Origin of the sequence: Ferrovibrio sp. (assembly GCF_025869515.1) — a bacterium.
Taxonomy (GTDB): Bacteria; Pseudomonadota; Alphaproteobacteria; order Ferrovibrionales; family Ferrovibrionaceae; genus Ferrovibrio.
In genome coordinates, this window is record NZ_JAOZVR010000122.1 from 16,536 (window position 1) to 33,985 (window position 17,450).

A 17,450-nucleotide genomic window follows, 5' to 3' on the forward strand; every position below is an offset into this window, starting at 1 on the left:
TTGTTCGAGACGCTGGCGAAGTATCAAGCGCAGTCATACCCAAAGATCGTCACCCTTGGGTCAAGCCCGAGGGTGGCGATGTATGGGCGGATAACGTGTGACGCTATTTCTTCCCATACCGCTTTTCGATCGCCGCATAGAGCGCGCGCAGGCCGGTGGCCTCGGCACCGAGCGGGCGGCCCGGACGCGCCTTCGGATTCCATGCAAACATATCCAGATGCGCGTAGGATTTCGTCCTGGCAACGAATTCCTTGAGGAACAGCGCGGCGGTGATCGAACCGGCAAACGGCGTGTCGCCCGAATTGCTGATATCGGCCACCTTGCCCTCGATATACTCGCGATAGCCGGCATGCAGCGGCATGCGCCACAGCGGATCGGCCACGGCAAGGCCGGCATCGAGCAGCGCTTGGGCCATCGCATCGTCGGTGGCGTAGAGCGCCGGCAGGTCGGGGCCGATGGCGACGCGCGCAGCCCCGGTCAGCGTGGCGGCATCGATCAGCCAATCGGGTTTTTCGGCATCGGCCTCGGCCAGCGCATCGCCCAGCACCAGGCGACCTTCGGCATCGGTGTTGCCGATCTCCACCGTCAGGCCCTTGCGGCTGGTCAGCACGTCGCCGGGGCGGAAGGCATTGCCCGACACGCTGTTCTCGACTGCGGCGATCAGCAGGCGCAGCCGCACCGGCAGCTTCATCGCCATGATGGCGGTGGCGAGGCCGAGCATCACGGCGGCGCCGCCCATGTCCTTTTTCATCAGCAGCATGCCGGCCGAGGGTTTGAGGTCGAGGCCGCCGCTGTCGAAACACACGCCCTTGCCGACCAGCGTCAGCTTCGGGTGTTTCGGATTGCCCCAGCGCAGGTCGATCAGGCGCGGCAGCCGCGCGCTGGCGCGGCCCACGGCATGGATCATCGGATAATTCTGTTCCAGCAGCTCGTCGCCGATAACGGTGCTGAATTCGGCACCGCCGACCAGCGCCACGCCGCGTGCCGCCTCGGCCAGTTCGGCCGGCCCCATATCGCCGGCCGGCGTATTGATCAGGTCGCGCGCCAGCACGATGGCGTCGTGCAGGGCCGTCACGCGCTGCATATTCGCCTTGGCCGGCCAGACCAGCCGCACGGTCTTCCTGTCGATTTTCTTGTAGCGGTCGAAGCGATAGGCATTCAGCGCCCAGCCCAGCGCCGCGGCATCGCCGGCTTTCGTATCCGTGAGTTTGTAATCGCCGGCCGGCAGTGCGCCGGCGATGGCGGCCCAGGACCACAGGTCGGCCGCCTCGCCGATGCCGGCCAGCACGCGCGCCGGTTTGCCGGTGCGGCTGTCGGGCAGCACCAGCACCTGGCCCGCCCTGGCCTTGAAGCCCTGGGCTTCGGCCCAGTTCGCTATCGGGCCGGCGACGGGGCCTTTTTCCTTTGCCCGCCGCGACTCCCAGGCCTTGGCGGTCAGTGTCTCGACCGGAATCGCGGTGGTGGATTTGGCAATCAGGGTGACAGGCACGGGCATCCTCGGAATTGAGACGGTTCAATATTAATATGGGCGGCGGGCAGTCCCTCGTCTATAAGGTGCGCGGCCGATTTGGGCCATACGGGCCACTGCGCAGGAGCCTCTCGTGAGCGATCTTATTCTCGTCATCGGCAACAAGAATTACTCAAGCTGGAGCCTGCGACCCTGGCTGGCGCTGAAGGCGACCGGCCAGCCCTTCGACGAGGCGCTGATCGTGCTGCGCCGGCCCGAGACCAAGGCGGAGATCCTGCTGCATTCGCCGGCCGGCAAGCTGCCCGTCCTGAAAGTCAACGGCCTCAAGCATGGCGACCTGACGATCTGGGAAAGCCTGGCGATCTGCGACTACATCGCCGAGACCTGGCCGGACGCCCGGCTGCTGCCCGCGGATGCCCGGGCGCGGGCTGTGGCGCGCAGCGTGATGAGCGAGATGCATGCCGGCTTCGTCGCCCTGCGGCGCGAGCTGCCGATGGACATCCACAAGCTGAGCCCGGCCGCGCAGCAGGGCGTGACGCCGAGCGACGAGGCGCGGCTGGATATCGCCCGCGTGCAGCAGATCTGGCAGGACTGCCGCGGACGCTTCGGCAAGCAAGGCGAGTTCCTGTTCGGCGGCTTCACCATCGCCGATGCGATGTATGCCCCGGTGGCGACGCGGCTGCGCAGCTACGGCGTCGCCATGGACCCGGTCTCGGAAGCTTATGTGAATGCGATCTATGCCCTGCCGGCGATGCAAGAGTGGTGCGCGGCGGCAGCCAGGGAAGCCCCGCTGCCGGAGAATTGAGGGCGGCAGCATAAATCCGTAGTCTCCACTAGCCTCTTACCCCTGTCGTCATGGCCGGGCTTGGCCCGGCCATCCACGCCTGCAATAGTTCCATATGGCAGGCGGCTGGATTTACATCATGACCAACCGACCCAATGGCACGCTGTATGTTGGTGTGACCAGCGACCTGCTGCGTCGCGCATGGGAACACAGGGAAAGTCTCGTACCCGGTTTTACCAAGCGATATGGGCTTAAACGGCTCGTGTACCACGAATGGCATGATGATATTCGCGATGCCATCCAGCGCGAGACGCTGATGAAGCATTGGGCGCGGGCATGGAAGGTGCGGTTGATTCTGGATGCCAATCCGGAATGGAAGGATCTGTTTGAGACGCTCAATCAGTAGAGCGGGAAGAAAGACGTGGATGGCCGGGTCAAGCCCGGCCATGACGGTATTTTTAGAACGACAACTTTTTCACGTGATCAGCTTCATCTCGCGATAGTAGCGTTCGGCGCCGGCATGCAGCGGCACGCTGACGCCGAGCAGCGCGGTGCCGAGCCGGATGCGCTGCGCCATCGCCGGGCCGGCATCGAGCAGCTTGCGATTGCGCGGATGCCACAAGGCGCGCAGCACTTCATAGACCAGATCGGGGTCCAGGCTTTCCGGGCCGATCCACTGCATGCCGATGCTGAGCGTCTCGGTCTCCGGTACATCGCGATAGGTATTGGCCGGAATGATGTCGCGGATGAAGAACTGGTGCCGGCGCAGCGCGCCCTCGATCTGGCGGCCCGACAGCGGCACCACGCGGGCGATCTCGCGGTCGGTGAGGTCGCCCACGGTCGGCGCCGGCTGGCCGGAAATCAGGAAGAAGGCATCGAGCTCGTCCTTCGCCATCAGATCGGCGGCTTCGCCGGGATCGACCTCCAGCACGCGGAGCTGGTTCAGCCGCAGGCCGTAGGCCGCCAGGATGATCTCGGCATTGAAGCGCGTGCCCGAGCCGGTGCGGTCGAGCGAGATGCGTTTGCCGGCCAGTTCGCGGATATCCTTGATGCCGCTGTTGCGCCGGACCACCAGATGGATGGTCTCGGGATACAGGCTGGCCATCACGCGCAGGTTGGCCTGCTTGGCGCGGCGGAAATAGACACCTTCGCCATGGAAGGCGCTGTAGACCAGATCGGCCTGGGAAAACCCCGATTCGATGCTTTCGTTGCCGATGGCGGCGAGGTTGGCGACGCTGCCCTGGCTGGTCAGCGCCACCGCGATGAGGCCGGGGACGCCGCAGGAGCCGCCCTTCTCGCAGGGGCGGCTTCCGGGCGGATTCGAAATGGCGGAGGCCACCGTCACGCCGACCGGAAAGGCCGTGGTATGCGCCGAACCGGTGAGGATGCGGAAAAAGCCGCCGCTGTCCTTTGGCCGGACCGTATCTGCCCGGGCGTCGCCCGCCCGCCAGGGCGCCGCGGCGAGGGCGGCACCGGCCATGGCTGAGCCAAGGAGGAAGTCACGACGGTTCATTGCATGACTGGGCATGCCGTCCGTTATAGGACGGACCGGCTTCAGTGACCAGTCGAGCCGGCGGCTTCGGCGGCGGAGATTTTGCCGGGCCGGTCGAATCTCAGTTTGGCGACCAGCACGGCGGCGGTCAGGCCCAGGGTGACGAGATTGGCCGCGATCAGCCCGGGCGAGCCGATCAGCAGGCCGTAGACCAGCCACAGCGCGATGCCGGCATTCATCAGCAGGAACATGCCGAGCGAAATGTCGCGGGCAGAGCGGCTGCGCCACACCTTCACCACCTGCGGCACATAGGCCAGGGTGGTGAGCGCCCCGGCGATCAGGCCGATCGTTTCGACAGTGTCGCTATGCATGCAGACAGTATAGCCACTCAGACGCGCGTGATGAAGGCGTTCTGCAGTTTGGCCACGGTGGCGCGCATCGCCGCATCGTCATAGGGCCTGGGCGGCAGCTTGCCCCAGACCGGGCCGGGCCAGGCGCCGTCCTCGCGGAAACGGGCGATGACATGTACATGCAGCTGCGGCACCACGTTGCCGAGCGCCGCGGCATTCAGCTTGTGCGGCGTGAAGACATGCTGCAGCACGCGCTCGGCCTGGGCGATCTCGTTGATCAGCAGTTTGCGCTGCTTTTCGTTGAGGTCGACGATCTCGGTGATGTTCTCCACCGCCGGCACCAGGATGAGCCAGGGATACTGGCTGTCGTTCATCAGCTGGACCAGGCAAAGCTTCATGCGGCAGACGGCGAAAGTGTCGCGGCGTAACTGGTCGTGCAGGGTGAACATCGACTAAGGTTCGCTTTCTTTATTTTGTGCGACGCGAAGGCCGTCCCGCGCTGATACCGAGGTCCTGAGGATTTGTCCATGACTTTCAATACGTTGCCCGTTCTGCGCGTGAAAGCGCGCGAAGACCGCCGTGTTAGGGGTGGGCATCCGTGGGTGTATTCCAATGAGATTGCACTCGATGCCGAAGCCAAGGCGGTTGCACCCGGCAGCCTTGTGCGGCTCGTCGATTCGCAGGGAGAAACGCTGGGAATCGCCAGTTTCAATGCGCATTCGCTGATCGCCGCACGTTTGTGGACGGCTGCGGCTGCTACCGTCGACGCCGGCTTCCTCGCTGGCCGGTTGCGCGCGGCGCTCGCATTGCGGGAGCGATGCTTCGCCCAACCCTATTACCGGCTGGTGCATGCCGAAGCCGACGGCATGCCGGGTTTCATCATCGACCGCTACGGCGATGTGCTCTGTGTCCAGGCCAATACCGCCGGCGCCGAGCATCTGCTGCCGCAGCTGCTGGAGTCGCTCGACGCGGTGCTGAAGCCGCGCGCCGTGGTGCTGCGCAACGACACGCCGGTGCGGGCGCTGGAAGGCCTGCAGCCCGAAATCCGCCTCGCGGCCGGCAGCCTGGACGACATGCCGGCCGCGGTGGAGGAGGGCGGCTGCCGCGTCAGCCTCGATCTGCTCGAGGGCCAGAAGACCGGCTGGTATTTCGATCTTGCCGGCGCGCGCGCGCTCATCGCCGGGATGGCGAAGGGCGAGGACATGCTGGATGTCTACTGCAACTCGGGCGGCTTCGCGCTCACGGCGGCCAAGGCCGGGGCGAAAAGCGTGCGCGGCATCGACCGTTCGGAGCTGGCCATCGGCCAGGCGGTGCAGGCCGCGAAGGACAACGCCCTCTCGCGCATCGCGAAGTTCGAGAAGGCGGAGGCTTTTCCGGCGCTGGAGCAGCTGCAGGGCGAGAAAGCCAGCTTCGGCATCGTGGTGACCGACCCGCCGAATTTCGTCAAAAGCCGCAAGGATCTCGGTCCCGGCGCCAAGGCCTACCGCAAGCTGGCCAAGCTCGCCGTGCCGCTGGTGCGGCCGGGCGGGCTGTGGTTCGTCGCCTGCTGCGCGCATCTGCTGCCGGGCGAGGCGTTCGCCAGGGAAGTCGCCATCGGGCTGTCGCAGGCCGGCCGCTCGGGCCGGATTCTCTACAGCGGCGGCGCCGGCCCGGACCACCCGGTGCATCCGCACCTGCCGGAAAGCGCCTATCTGAAATGGCAGATCCTGCAGATCGACTGAATTCCGGCGTTACTCTGCCGCAATTCCGCCATCAGTCGGCAACAGCATTGCGGTCGGCAAGCTTCCGATAAAAACCGGCACGTCCCATGGCGGGCGTGTCGCCCCAGCAAGATCGGCTGAAGCAGGGAAGTCTCGCCCGAGACGACCATGCTTTCCCCCACAGGTTTCCCATGTATCGCTGCGCTGCTGGCACTGGCCGCGCTGCTGCCCGGCTGTGCGGCTTATCACTGCAATGCGCTGTCTGAGCGCGAACAGTGCTACGCCGCCTATGACGAATACGAAAGCTGCCAGTACCAGGCGCGGCCGCTGATCCGCCAAGTCGGCGAAACCTGGCGCAGCGAATGCCGCACCGAGCGTGTTTCCTGTGGCAAGCGCGACAAGCGCTGCAGCGAGCGCACGCGCGAAGTCTGCCGGTCTTACGCCGAGCCGATCTACGACTATCGCGACTACACTCTCGGCGTCTCGCAATGCATGCGCCAGCGCGGCCTTGCGGCCTATGACATGTATTTCAACCGGCCGCTGTTCTGAAGTTCATGCCCGGAAATTCAGACTCCTGAACCACGGCTCCAGCCGCGCGATGGCCTCGTCGATGATGGCGGCATCCATGCAGAAGGAGAAGCGGATGTAATGCCGGCCCTCGGCGGTGTCGAAATCGACGCCGGGCGCCGCCACCACGCCGGTCTCGTCGAGCATGCGCTTGCAGAAAGCCACCGAATCGTCGCTGAAATCGCCGATATCGGCATAGAGATAGAAGGCGCCGTCGGGCGGCGCGAAACGCGTGATACCGCAGCGCGGCAGCATCGCCAGCAAGGCATCGCGGTTGCGTTTGTAGCCGGCCACGCGCGGGACCAGTTCGGCATCGGAATCCAGCGCGGCGATACCGGCGAGCTGCGACAGCGTGGGTGCGGAAATCTGCAGGCTGCCATGCAGCGCCTCGATGCGCGGCACCAGCCGTTCGGGCAGCACCAGCCAGCCGAGCCGCCAGCCGGTCATGCCCCAGTATTTCGAAAAACCGTTGATCACGATGGCCTCGGGGCCGGCGGAGAGCACCGTCTCGGCCGGCTGGTCGTAGGTGACGCCGTGATAGAGTTCATCGACGATCAGCCACAGGCCGCGGCGCTGGCACAGGTCGTAGATCGCGCGCAGTTCGGCGGCCGACAGCATGGTGCCGGTCGGGTTGGCCGGGCTGGCGATCACCACGCCCTTCACATGGGCCGGCAGGGCCTCGATCATCGCCGCCGTGACGCGGTATCCGGTCGAGGCGTCGGTGGCCAGTCGATACGGGACCAGGTCGATGGCCTTCAGCGTGCCGCGATAGGCCGGGTAGCTCGGCTCCACCACCGCGACCGTATCGCCGGCCGAAAAGGCGGCGAGGAAGGCCAGCATCAGGCCGGCCGAGGTGCCGACCGTGACGGCGACGCGCTTCGCCGGGATGTCGAGGCCATGGCGGCGGCGATAGAGCTGTGCGATGCCGTCGCGCAGGGCCGGGATGCCGAGCGCCTCGGTATAGCCGAGCGGCTTGCCGCCGGAGAGCGCCGCCTGCGCCGCGGCGATGGCGGCCTGCGGCGGTGGCAGGGTCGGTTCGCCGGCCAGCAGGCTGACCACCTTGCCGCCGGCCTTCACCCGCGCATTCACCGCCTTGAAGATCTCCCACATCTGGTAGATCTCGACATCGCTGCGCGGCGAGGGGGCGGGGGCGAAGACCTTGTCGATATGGTCGAGCATGCGATTCATTCTACTACTCAGGCAGGCCGTTCAGTCAGGCGAATAGCACACGGCTTCGATGCGGTAGCCGTCGGGGTCGATGATGAAGCCGGCATAGTAGGTCGGCGTGTATTGCGGGCGCAGGCCGGGTGGACCGTTGTCGGTGCCGCCATGCCGGAGCGCGAAAGCATGGAAGGCATCGACCGCCGCGCGGCTGTCCGCCCTGAAGCAGATATGGAAGCAGGATTTCGGATCGGCCGGCACCGGGCTGTCGGTGCGGTCGATCCAGAATTGCGGCTGTTTGGCGCCGTAGGCAATGCCGTAGTCGCCTTCATACAGCCGGGTATAGCCGAGCGGCTTCAGGGCGGCGTCGTAAAAGGCGCTGGAGCGGGCGATGTCGCGCACGCCGAGGGACAGGTGATCGAACATACCTAACCTCCTTATCGGTTAGATACAGTGTAGCGGTTAAACGCCCCGTTGGCCAGCGCAACGCCGAGGCTGACGGCAACGATTCCGCCCCAGGTCGCCGGTTCGGGCCATTCGCCCAGCAGCGGTACGGCGAGCAGGGCGGTGAGGGCGGGCGTCAGCGCGGCAAAGGCGGCGGCGGGCGCGGCGCCGAGCCGGCGCACGGCGTAGCCGTAGAAAGCCATGCTGAGCAGCCCGGAGGCGACGGACTGCACGACCTGGATGCCGATATGGAAAATCGGCGCGGTCAGCAGCCGGCTGTCGAGCCAGAACAGGTAGACCGGCGTGTAGAGCACGAAGGCGCTGACATAGACGATGGCAGCCGCCTGCCAGGCGCCGATGCCGCTTTTCTTCAGTGCCACCGTGTAGCAGGACCACATCGCGCCGGCGCAAATGAACATCAGGTCGCCGCGCCAGGTGTTTCCATCACCACCAATGACCTGCCAGCCGCCGACCGCGATGGCACCCAGCAGCATCAACACCGTGCCGATGCCGCGCTGGGCAGTGAAACGCTCGCCAAGGAACAGCACGGCGAGGAGTGCGGCAAACAGCGGCATGCTGCCGGGCATCAGGGCGCCGGCATGGGCGGCGGGCGCGAAGAACAGCCCACCGCTGCCGGTCAGCATGAAAGGCAGGCCGGCGCCGGCCATGATGATGACGAGCAGCAGGCCATGACGGCCGCGGCTCCGGCCGGCTGGCGCAGCCGGCAATCGGAACAGCAGCGGCACCAGCAGGAAGGCGGGCAAGGCCATGCGCAGGAACACCACATCCCACAGCGACAGCGATCCGGCGGTGGCGCCGAAGCGGGTGATGACCAGGCCGATGGCCCAGAGCAGGATGGTGGCCAGTGCGGCGGCGGCGCCCAGCAGGCGGCTCGGTTCGGCTGCGACCACGGGGGCAGGGGTGGCAAGACTTGTGTCGGCGGACATCAGCGGGACTCCGGGGTGTCAAGCGCAGGATGGCCGGGAACATGCCGGCATGTCCTTGCTAATTCTGCTTGTTATGGGATTATTTCAGCAATATATGACAATAATTGTCAGCATTTGAGGCATAAAGTGCCAAATCAGAACCTCGACGCCTTCGACCGCAAAATCCTTGCCGCCCTGCAGCGGGACGGGCGGCTGAGCAATGTCGACCTGGCCGAACAGGTCGGCCTGTCGCCATCGCCCTGCCTGCGCCGGGTCAAGCGGCTGGAGGATGAGGGCTATATCCGCAGCTATCGCGCCGTGCTGGACCGTCGCAAGGTCGGCCTCGGCCTCACCGTCTATGTCGACATCAAGGTGGAGAAGCATTCGGCCGAGAATGCCGCCAGCCACCAGCGCATGCTGGAAGCGATTCCGGAGGTCGTCTCGGCGCATATGGTATCGGGCGAGGCGGATTTCTTCGCCGAGGTGGTGGTACCCGATCTTGCGGCCTACGAGGAATTGCTGACCCAGCGCTTGTTGTCGCTGCCGATGGTGAAGGATATCCGCTCGAATTTCGTGATCCGGCCGATCAAGACCGATGGTGCCCTGCCGCTCGAGCATCTGGCCGAGGGCTAGCCGGGCCGACACCGCAGCGCGGCGGCAAACAATTCGTATAAACCGCCGTCCCCTCGACTCTTTTTTTGCCCCACCGTATAGTCCGCCGTCTGCCGTAAAGCCGCCATATTGCCTGCCTATTCAGACTGCCAGCCGGGAACCGGTACAGGCGGTTTGGGCCGGTACGGGGTAACCGGCGCTGCGTCGCAATCTCTGCCCCGGGGCCAAAGTGTCCAAGTCTCTTGCCATGCGCTATTCGGGACTGTTCGTCCTGCTCATTGTCGGCGTCCTCAATCTGGCCGGCTGGGCCTATATGAACCGTCCGATCGAACCGCGCCCGTGGGGCGAAGTGATTGCGGGCATCGACTACTCGCCGTTCCGCGGCGATCAGGACCCGCGCAACAACAAGTATCCCTCCGAAACCGAAATCGAGCAGGATATGCAAATCCTCGCCGGGCAGGTACGGCAGGTGCGCACCTATTCGACGCTGGATGGCCAGGGCGAAATCGCCAAGATCGCCGGCCGCTACGGCCTTGAGGTGATGCAGGGCAGCTGGCTCGACGGCCGGCTGGAGCGCAACGAAGACGAAATCAAGAATCTGATCGAAGTCGCCGCGACGCAGGACAACATCCGTCGCGTGCTGGTCGGCAACGAAACGCTGCTGCGCGCCGACATGCCGATCCAGGACCTGGTCGAGTATATCCGCCGCGTGCGTACCGGCCTGGCCAATCGCGGCAGGCATATCGAAGTCTCGACGCCGGAGACCTGGGATATCTGGCTGCGCTATCCGCAGCTCGGCCGCGAGGTCGATTTCATCGCCATCCATCTGCTGCCCTACTGGGAAGGCCAGGCGCCGGACAAGGCCGTGGAATACGCGCTCAGCCGCTACCAGCAGGTCAAGGATGCCTTTCCGACCAAGAAGGTGGTGATCACTGAAATCGGCTGGCCGTCGGAAGGCCGCATCCGCCGCGATGCAGTGCCCAGCCCGAGCAGCCAGGCCGCCTTCCTGCGTGCCTTCCTCAATATCGCCAACCAGCGCGGTCTCGACTATTTCATCCAGGAAGCCTTCGACCAGCCGTGGAAGCGCAATATCGAAGGCTCGGTCGGCGCCTACTGGGGCGTGTTCAATGCCGACCGCACGCCGAAATTCCCGATGGTGGGCCCGGTCAGCGACCGGCCGCACTGGCCGCAGCTGGCGGCCGCCTCGATCCTGCTGGCGCTGCCGCTGATGGCCTGGTTTCTGGCGCGCTGGGCCGATCTGCGCTTCTCCGGTCGTGCCTTCTTCATCGCGCTGATCCAGATCATCACCAGCGCGCTGGTGATGGTGGTCGATTCCGGTTTGCGCACGTATATGAGCCCGGGCATCGCGCTGATGTGGGCGATGCTGCTGCCGCTCCTGCTGCTGCTGTTCATGGTGGTGCTGGCCGAAGGCCTCGAACTTTCCGAGGTGATCTGGGCGAGCCGGCGGCAGCGGCATTTCCTGCCCTTCCGCACCGATATCGAACGCGCCTGGCCGAAGGTGTCGATCCATATCCCGGCCTATAACGAGCCGCCGGAAATGCTGAAGCGCACGCTGGATGCGCTGGCCAGGCTGGACTATCCGAATTTCGAAGTGATGCTGATCGACAACAACACCAAGGACGAGAAGGTCTGGCGGCCGGTGCAGGACTACTGCCAGCAGCTCGGGCCGGACAAATTCCGGTTCTTCCATGTCTCGCCGCTGAAAGGTTTCAAGGCCGGCGCGCTGAATTTCGCGCTGCGCAACATGGCCAGGGATACCGAGATCGTCGGCGTGATCGATGCCGATTACCTGGTCGAGCCCGACTGGCTCAAGTCGCTGGTGCCGTATTTCGACCGCGCCGATATCGGCTTCGTGCAGGCGCCGCAAGACCATTACGACTGGAAAAACGACCGCTTCAAGGAATTCATCAACTGGGAATACGCCGGCTTCTTCCAGATCGGCATGGTCCAGCGCAATGAACGCGACGCCATCATCCAGCACGGCACCATGACCCTGGTGCGCAAGGCCGCCATCGAGCATGTCGGCCCCTGGGCCGAATGGTGCATCTGCGAGGATGCCGAGATGGGCCTGCGGCTGCTCGCCGGCGGCTGGCACTCGGTCTACACCGACAAGCGTTACGGCTACGGCCTGACGCCCGACAGCTTCTCGGGCTACAAGAGCCAGCGCTTCCGCTGGGCCTATGGCGCCGTGCAGATCATCAAACGGCACTGGCGCGACATGCTGCCGGGCGACGAGCGCAAACTCGACCCGATGCAGCGCTATCATTTCGTCACCGGCTGGCTGCCGTGGTTCGCCGATGCGCTCGGCCTGATTTTCGCCATCGCCTCGCTGGTCTGGACGGTTGGCGTGCTGATCCTGCCGAAATATTTCGAACTGCCGCTGGCGCTGTTCCTGCTGCCGGTGGTGGCGGTGTTCGGCGCCAAGCTGGCGCAGTTTCTCTGGCTCTACAAAATCCGCGTGCCCTGCACGCTGCGCCAGCGGCTCGGCGCCGGTCTGGCCGGTCTGGCACTGACCTACACCATCGCCAAGGCCATGCTGTTCGGCCTGTTCACCTCCAAGCTGCCGTTCATCCGCACGCCCAAGCATGAAGACCAGGCCGCCGTCGTGCAGGCTTTCATCATGGCGCAGGAGGAAACCCTGATCGCCGTTCTGCTGCTGCTGGCCGGCATCGGCATGTGGAATTTCCAGGGCGGCGAGGATCCTGAAGCGCGGCTCTGGGCGATCGTGATGTGGGCGCAGTCGATGCCTTACTGGGCCTCGCTGATCCTGGCTTTCATCAGCACGACGCCGAAATCGCCGAGCAAGACCGCGGCGATTCCGGCCCCGGCTGCCACCCCGACCGATGCTGCCTCGCAGGGCAGCCCGGCGCAGTAACTCAAGAGCAGGTTCCGTATCATGACTGCGCCGACATCCCGGCCGGCCACGCGCTTCGTGTGGCTGCTGCTGCTGGTTCTGCTTGCCGCTCTCGCCAATGTCGTCGCCTGGTGGTGGCCGAACCGGCCGGTCCAGGTCGGCCATGCGTCCTATGCCGCGCAGGAGCATGTGGTGGAAAGCATGTCCTTCGCGCCCTTCCGGCGCGGCCAGAGCCCGCTGACCAAGACCTATCCGACGGCCGAACAGGTGACCGAAGACCTGCAGAGCCTGAAGGGCATCACGCGCGGCATCCGCACCTATACCGCGCGCGAAGGCCTGGAGATCGTGCCGCCGGAAGCGCAGAAGCTCGGCCTCAATGTGATGCAGGGCGTCTGGCTCGGGCCGGAAAAAGACATCAACGACAAGGAAGTGGCGGCCGCCATCGCGCTGGCCAACAAATACCCCGATGCGATCAAGTCGCTGGTGGTCGGCAACGAGGTGCTGCTGCGCAAGGACCTGACGGTCGACCAGGTGATTGCCTATATCCGCCAGGTGAAGGCGGCGGTGAAACAGCCGGTCACCTATGCCGATGTGTGGGAATTCTGGCTGCGCTTCCCGCAGCTGCTCGACGAGGTCGATTTCGTCACCGTGCATTTCCTGCCCTATTGGGAGGACCTGCCGATCGCGGCCGGCCATTCGATGCCGCATATCCTGGATGTGTACAAAACCGTGCGGGCCAAACTGCCGGGTAAGCCGATCACGATCGGCGAGGTCGGCTGGCCATCCGAAGGCCGGTCGCGCCGCGACGCGGTGCCCTCGCGCACCGAAGCTGCCGGCTTCATCGCCGATTTCATGCAGCTGGCGAAGAAAGAAGGGCTTTCCTACAACCTGGTCGAGGCTTTCGACCAGCCGTGGAAAGTGAAACTGGAAGGCACGGTCGGCGGCGCCTGGGGCGTGCTGGACGAACTGCGGCAACCGAAATTCGAAGTCGGCGGCATGGTTTCCAATCTGCCGGAATGGCCGCTTTTTGCCGGCCTTGGCATATTGCTGGCGCTGATTCTGCTGGTGCTGCATGCCCAGGCCGTGGCGATGCTGGCGCCGGCCGGCATGGCGGCGGCGATCTTCTTCGCGCAGGCGCTGGCTGCACTGCTCGCGGCGGCCATCGAACGCAGCCTGGAATACAATTACTCGATATTCCACAATCTTGAGGGCGGCACGGCGATCGCCCTGCAGGTGGCTTTCGCGCTGTTGCTGTTCCGCCGCCTGCTGGCTGTGCTGGGCGGCCGGGCCGTTGCGCAGCCGCTGCGTTCACTCGGTACCGCGTTCGACAGCCTGCTTCGCGTGCTCGGCAACGTGCCATTTCGGCATCCGCGGCTGGCAGAAGCGATCTACGGTCTGCTGGCGCTGTGGGTCGCTTATCATGCGGTGATGCTGGTGGCGGCCGGGCGCTATCGCGATTTCCCGATCGACTATTTCCTGCTGCCGGTGGCCGGTCTGCTGCTGCTGCGGCTGATCGCCGGTCTGTTCGGGCGCAATGGCCACGGCGGGCCGGAAAGCGCCGGGCTGGGCCGCATCGCGCTGGGCACGACTTTCGCCACGCCGCAGGATGGCGAAAACCCGCAGGGAAGATACGGCTGGGAAACGCTGCTGGCCTTCCTGCTGCTGGCCACGCCGGTGCTGGTGCTCGCCAATGAAACGCTCAGCAATCGCGAGGCGTTCTACTGGTGCACGATCACCGCGGTCTATGCGCTGCCGCTGCTCGGCAACCTGACAGTTGCCGCGCAGCGGCGGGCGATGCGCACCGCCACGGCTGTCGTCTAGCCAGCGTCAGGCGGTGCGGTTCACGACCGCTGTCCGCACCCGCTGGGTCACCGCCAGCGCCGCGGTCAGGGCCATGCCGACCAGTTTCATGATGGCGATATGCTCGCTGCCCAGCGTGGTCGACACCGCATCGAGCAGGGATGGGAACAGCAGCAGCGTGCCGGCGACGATCAGGCCGATCCGCACGACCATGCCGGTGCGGCCGAACAGCCAGCCTTGCGTGGCGCCGGCATAGGCCCAGATGCCGGCGGCAGTGGTCACCGCGACCCAGGCGATATTCGTCCAGTCGCCACCCTTCGGTACGGTCAGCAGCAGGCCGACGCCGTTGGGATCGAGCACGAAGACGAAGGGCACCAGGAAGGCCGGCATGGTGTATTTCCATGACTGCAGCGTGGTGCGGTAGGGATCGGCGCCGGTGATGGCGGCGGCGGCAAACGGCGACAGCGCGGTCGGCGGCGAGACTTCCGACAGCACGGCGTAATAGAAGATGAACATATGCGCGGCATAGTCCGGCACGCCCAGCTTGATCAGGGCGGGTGCGGCGATCACCGCGCAGATGATGTAAGATGCCGTCACCGGCACGGCGAGGCCGACGATCCACACGATCAGCGCGGTATAGACGGCGGTCAGCACCAGGCTGCCGCCGGCATAGGCGATGGCGATGGCGCTGAACTTGAGCCCCAGCCCGGTCAGCGTGACGACGCCGACGATAATGCCGGCCGAAGCGCAGGTGGCGGCGGTGCCCAGCACGCCGATCGAACCGGCGGCCAGCGCGTTGACCAGTTTTTTCGGCGTCAGCGCGGTGTCGCGGCGGAAATAGCTGACCGCGATGGCGGCGACGGTGGCCCAGAACACCGACAGCACCGGCGAGAAGCCCATCAACATCAGGATGACGATCGAGAACAGCGAACTGAAATGATAGCCGTAGTGCTTGGTCAGATCCCACAGGCTGTCGCGCGGACCAGTATCGACATTCGAGATCTTGTATTTACCCGCGTCGAACTCGACCATCGCCAGCAGGCAGAAGTAGTAGAGCACGGTGGGAATCGCCGCCATGCGGATGACGTCGAGATAGGAAATCTTGAGGAATTCGGCGATCAGGAAGGCCGCGGCGCCCAGCACCGGCGGCGAGATGATGGCACCGAGACCGCCAGCCGCCAGCAGGCCGCCGGCAGCGGAGGCGATGTAGCCGGATTTCTTCAGCATCGGCCAGGCGACCGAGCCGATGGTCACCGTGGTGGCGACGCCGGAGCCCGAGGGCCCGCCGAGCAGGAAGGACGACAGCACGATGGCGCGGCCGGCGCTGGTGCTCTTGCCGCCGAGCGCCGAGAAGGAAAAGTCGATGAAGAATTTTCCGGCGCCGGAAAACTGCAGGATGGCGCCGAAGATGGTGAACAGGATGATCAGGCTGGAGGACACGTCGACGGCCGAGCCGAAGATGCCTTCCAGCGTCATGTAGAGATGGCCGATCAGGCGTTCGGCATCGTAGCCGCGATGGGTCCACGGCGCCGGCAGATAGGGCCCCAGCATCGCATAGGCGATGAAGATGAGGCCGACGACGGGCATGATCGGGCCGGTGGTACGGCGCGTGGCTTCGAGGATCAGCACGACGAAGACGGTGCCGACCAGCACGTCGGTCTGGTTCGGCAGGCTGGCGCGGTCGGTCAGGTCGTCACCGCCCATGACCAGATAGGCCATGGTGGCGATGCCGATCAGCGCGGTGATCACATCCCACCAGCGGATACGGTCGCGGAAGCGCAGGGCCACCGGGTAGAGCAGGAAGATCAGCAGCATGACGAAACCGACATGGATCGGCCGCAGCTGCTGCGTCGGCACGATGTCGTAGGCGGCATAGAGGTGGAACAGCGTCATGAACACTGCCAGTGCGGTGATCAGATGGCCGGACCAGCCGGACAGGCGATTGGCGGCGCCTTCTTCCTGCTCGATATATTCCTCGACCTTGCGCTGGGTTTCCTTGTCCAGCGCACCCGGCGCAATCATCGCCTCGGTGACGCCCTTGGTCGTTTCCTCGGTCATCCGTTACTCCCCTCGCGCCGCCTGTTGGCGCTGCGCCCCTGTTATGGAGTGTCTTTTAACAGCGAGCCCCGCCGCGGCCAATGCCGGGGCGGGGCTCTTCGTCTGGTAAAATCTATATAAACAGCGGCAGGATCACTTCGGATCGATCTTGACGCCCTTTTCCGCCATATACTTGATCGCACCCGGATGGAACGGCACCGGCGTGTTGGCGCGCAGCTGGTTCTCCAGTTTCACGTTCTTCGCCTCGGCATGCACCGTGGCCCATTCATCGCGCTTCTCGAAGATGGTCTTGACGATGTTGTAGGCCACATCGTCAGGCATGGCGTCGGACACGACGAGGATGTTCCAGACGCTGGAGATTGCGTTCGGCGTGGCCTGGCCCGGATACATGCTGGCCGGAATGGTGCCCTTGGCATAGAGCGGGCCGTATTTCGCATTCATCTTCTCGACCACGTCGGAATGGTCGACCAGCTTCAGTTTGACGCCGGGGGTGGCGCCGAGATCGGTGACCGCCGATGTGGGCAGACCGCCGACCCAGAAATAGGCGTCGATCTTGTTGTCCTTCACCGCATTGGTCGATTCGGCGGCGCCGAGACGCTCGCGGCGGAGATCCTTGTCCTTGTCGATGCCAGCGGCTTCCAGCACGCGGAAAGCCATCACCTCGGTCGCCGAACCCGGCGAACCGGTGGAGACGCGCTTGCCCTTCAGGTCGGCCATCGTCTTGATGCCGCTGGCCTCGGTGGTCACCACATGCATGATGTTGGGGTACAGCACCGCCAGCGTGCGCTGGTTGACCACGTTGCCCTTGAACTTGTCCTCGCCGCGCGAGGCATCCAGCGAGGCATCGGCCATGCTGAAGGCGATATCGGCGCGCTTGGCCCCGAGCAGCTTGAGATTGTCGACCGAGCCGCCGGTGACTTCGGCGGTCGCCTGCCAGCCCGGCACATGCTTGGTCAGCAGATTGGCGAGACCGCCGCCCAGCGGGTAATACACACCGCCGGTACCACCGGTCACGATCGAGAGATTCTTGGTTTGCGCCAGGGCACCGTCGGTTGCGCCAACAGCTGCGAATACCAGGCCGGCCAGAGCCACGCTAATGACTTGGGCCGCGCCAAACATAAGGCGTTTCATTCTTGTTTCCTCCTCGTTGTCCGCCGTTCCGGCGGCCATTCCCTGTGCGGAGCACAGACGATACGGACTGTGACCGCTAAAT

16 protein-coding genes are annotated in these 17,450 nt (G+C 65.0%); 7 read left to right on the top strand and 9 right to left on the bottom strand.

Annotated elements, in window-relative coordinates:
• Nucleotides 1-103: 103 nt before the first annotated feature.
• Nucleotides 104-1,489, bottom strand: coding sequence for a leucyl aminopeptidase family protein (locus tag OJJ21_RS23365; protein ID WP_297690360.1), 1,386 nt, complete (start codon nucleotides 1,487-1,489; stop codon nucleotides 104-106).
• 112 nt (nucleotides 1,490-1,601) lie between these two features.
• Between OJJ21_RS23365 and OJJ21_RS23370 the strand changes: the two genes are divergently transcribed.
• Complete coding sequence (locus tag OJJ21_RS23370; RefSeq protein WP_297690361.1) at nucleotides 1,602-2,273, top strand: glutathione S-transferase family protein; 672 nt, start codon at nucleotides 1,602-1,604, stop codon at nucleotides 2,271-2,273.
• A 94-nt stretch (nucleotides 2,274-2,367) separates the two neighbouring features.
• Nucleotides 2,368-2,658 carry a GIY-YIG nuclease family protein gene (locus OJJ21_RS23375; protein ID WP_297690362.1) on the top strand — a complete coding sequence of 97 codons (291 nt, stop codon included), beginning with the start codon at nucleotides 2,368-2,370 and terminating at the stop codon, nucleotides 2,656-2,658.
• Nucleotides 2,659-2,727: 69 nt separating this feature from the next.
• Here OJJ21_RS23375 and OJJ21_RS23380 read toward each other — a convergent pair whose 3' ends face one another.
• The 3 genes from OJJ21_RS23380 to OJJ21_RS23390 are packed head-to-tail and all read right to left on the bottom strand — an operon-like array spanning nucleotide 2,728 to nucleotide 4,543.
• Entirely contained in the window at nucleotides 2,728-3,765 is a 1,038-nt protein-coding gene (locus OJJ21_RS23380) for a TAXI family TRAP transporter solute-binding subunit (protein ID WP_297690363.1), read from the bottom strand.
• Nucleotides 3,766-3,806: 41 nt separating this feature from the next.
• On the bottom strand, nucleotides 3,807-4,115 hold the full coding sequence (locus tag OJJ21_RS23385; protein ID WP_297690364.1) for a SemiSWEET transporter: 309 nt from the start codon (nucleotides 4,113-4,115) through the stop codon (nucleotides 3,807-3,809).
• A gap of 17 nt (nucleotides 4,116-4,132) precedes the next feature.
• Complete coding sequence (locus tag OJJ21_RS23390) at nucleotides 4,133-4,543, bottom strand: HIT family protein (RefSeq protein WP_297690365.1); 411 nt, start codon at nucleotides 4,541-4,543, stop codon at nucleotides 4,133-4,135.
• 78 nt (nucleotides 4,544-4,621) lie between these two features.
• Between OJJ21_RS23390 and OJJ21_RS23395 the strand changes: the two genes are divergently transcribed.
• Nucleotides 4,622-5,815, top strand: a complete 1,194-nt coding sequence (locus OJJ21_RS23395; RefSeq protein ID WP_297690366.1) for a class I SAM-dependent rRNA methyltransferase — start codon at nucleotides 4,622-4,624, stop codon at nucleotides 5,813-5,815.
• Between the two features lie 147 nt (nucleotides 5,816-5,962).
• Complete coding sequence (locus OJJ21_RS23400) at nucleotides 5,963-6,343, top strand: hypothetical protein (RefSeq protein ID WP_297690367.1); 381 nt, start codon at nucleotides 5,963-5,965, stop codon at nucleotides 6,341-6,343.
• 3 nt (nucleotides 6,344-6,346) lie between these two features.
• On the opposite strand, the gene OJJ21_RS23405 is transcribed toward OJJ21_RS23400, so the two are convergent.
• Genes OJJ21_RS23405 through OJJ21_RS23415 form a run of 3 tightly spaced genes read right to left on the bottom strand, consistent with a single transcriptional unit; the run spans nucleotide 6,347 to nucleotide 8,913 of the window.
• The gene (locus tag OJJ21_RS23405; protein ID WP_297690368.1) at nucleotides 6,347-7,549 is read right to left on the bottom strand and encodes an aminotransferase class I/II-fold pyridoxal phosphate-dependent enzyme; all 1,203 of its coding nucleotides are present in this window, start codon (nucleotides 7,547-7,549) and stop codon (nucleotides 6,347-6,349) included.
• Between the two features lie 21 nt (nucleotides 7,550-7,570).
• Nucleotides 7,571-7,948: a VOC family protein gene (locus OJJ21_RS23410; protein ID WP_297690369.1), complete on the bottom strand. Its 378-nt coding sequence runs from the start codon at nucleotides 7,946-7,948 to the stop codon at nucleotides 7,571-7,573.
• 11 nt (nucleotides 7,949-7,959) lie between these two features.
• Nucleotides 7,960-8,913: a DMT family transporter gene (locus OJJ21_RS23415; protein ID WP_297690370.1), complete on the bottom strand. Its 954-nt coding sequence runs from the start codon at nucleotides 8,911-8,913 to the stop codon at nucleotides 7,960-7,962.
• A 126-nt stretch (nucleotides 8,914-9,039) separates the two neighbouring features.
• On the opposite strand from OJJ21_RS23415, the gene OJJ21_RS23420 reads away from it, so the two are divergent.
• From OJJ21_RS23420 to OJJ21_RS23430, 3 genes are all read left to right on the top strand, one after another.
• Nucleotides 9,040-9,525 carry an Lrp/AsnC family transcriptional regulator gene (locus OJJ21_RS23420; RefSeq protein ID WP_297690371.1) on the top strand — a complete coding sequence of 162 codons (486 nt, stop codon included), beginning with the start codon at nucleotides 9,040-9,042 and terminating at the stop codon, nucleotides 9,523-9,525.
• Nucleotides 9,526-9,733: 208 nt separating this feature from the next.
• Nucleotides 9,734-12,400, top strand: a complete 2,667-nt coding sequence (locus OJJ21_RS23425; protein ID WP_297690372.1) for a glycosyltransferase — start codon at nucleotides 9,734-9,736, stop codon at nucleotides 12,398-12,400.
• 21 nt (nucleotides 12,401-12,421) lie between these two features.
• Complete coding sequence (locus tag OJJ21_RS23430) at nucleotides 12,422-14,200, top strand: hypothetical protein (protein WP_297690373.1); 1,779 nt, start codon at nucleotides 12,422-12,424, stop codon at nucleotides 14,198-14,200.
• Between the two features lie 6 nt (nucleotides 14,201-14,206).
• Here the strand turns inward: OJJ21_RS23430 and OJJ21_RS23435 are convergent, their stop codons facing one another.
• Nucleotides 14,207-16,237 carry a TRAP transporter fused permease subunit gene (locus tag OJJ21_RS23435; RefSeq protein WP_297690374.1) on the bottom strand — a complete coding sequence of 677 codons (2,031 nt, stop codon included), beginning with the start codon at nucleotides 16,235-16,237 and terminating at the stop codon, nucleotides 14,207-14,209.
• 132 nt (nucleotides 16,238-16,369) lie between these two features.
• Entirely contained in the window at nucleotides 16,370-17,368 is a 999-nt protein-coding gene (locus tag OJJ21_RS23440) for a TAXI family TRAP transporter solute-binding subunit (protein ID WP_297690375.1), read from the bottom strand.
• Nucleotides 17,369-17,450 lie beyond the last annotated feature (82 nt).

What these genes read in the sequence shown, in the direction of transcription:
- OJJ21_RS23435 (WP_297690374.1), bottom strand. Translation starts at nt 16,237, where the DNA reads ATGACCGAGGAAACGACCAAGGGCGTCACCGAGGCGATGATTGCGCCG.
- OJJ21_RS23395 (WP_297690366.1), top strand. Translation starts at nt 4,622, where the DNA reads ATGACTTTCAATACGTTGCCCGTTCTGCGCGTGAAAGCGCGCGAAGAC.
- OJJ21_RS23380 (WP_297690363.1), bottom strand. Translation starts at nt 3,765, where the DNA reads ATGAACCGTCGTGACTTCCTCCTTGGCTCAGCCATGGCCGGTGCCGCC.
- OJJ21_RS23405 (WP_297690368.1), bottom strand. Translation starts at nt 7,549, where the DNA reads ATGAATCGCATGCTCGACCATATCGACAAGGTCTTCGCCCCCGCCCCC.
- OJJ21_RS23385 (WP_297690364.1), bottom strand. Translation starts at nt 4,115, where the DNA reads ATGCATAGCGACACTGTCGAAACGATCGGCCTGATCGCCGGGGCGCTC.
- OJJ21_RS23390 (WP_297690365.1), bottom strand. Translation starts at nt 4,543, where the DNA reads ATGTTCACCCTGCACGACCAGTTACGCCGCGACACTTTCGCCGTCTGC.
- OJJ21_RS23375 (WP_297690362.1), top strand. Translation starts at nt 2,368, where the DNA reads ATGGCAGGCGGCTGGATTTACATCATGACCAACCGACCCAATGGCACG.
- OJJ21_RS23430 (WP_297690373.1), top strand. Translation starts at nt 12,422, where the DNA reads ATGACTGCGCCGACATCCCGGCCGGCCACGCGCTTCGTGTGGCTGCTG.
- OJJ21_RS23440 (WP_297690375.1), bottom strand. Translation starts at nt 17,368, where the DNA reads ATGAAACGCCTTATGTTTGGCGCGGCCCAAGTCATTAGCGTGGCTCTG.
- OJJ21_RS23410 (WP_297690369.1), bottom strand. Translation starts at nt 7,948, where the DNA reads ATGTTCGATCACCTGTCCCTCGGCGTGCGCGACATCGCCCGCTCCAGC.
- OJJ21_RS23400 (WP_297690367.1), top strand. Translation starts at nt 5,963, where the DNA reads ATGCTTTCCCCCACAGGTTTCCCATGTATCGCTGCGCTGCTGGCACTG.
- OJJ21_RS23415 (WP_297690370.1), bottom strand. Translation starts at nt 8,913, where the DNA reads ATGTCCGCCGACACAAGTCTTGCCACCCCTGCCCCCGTGGTCGCAGCC.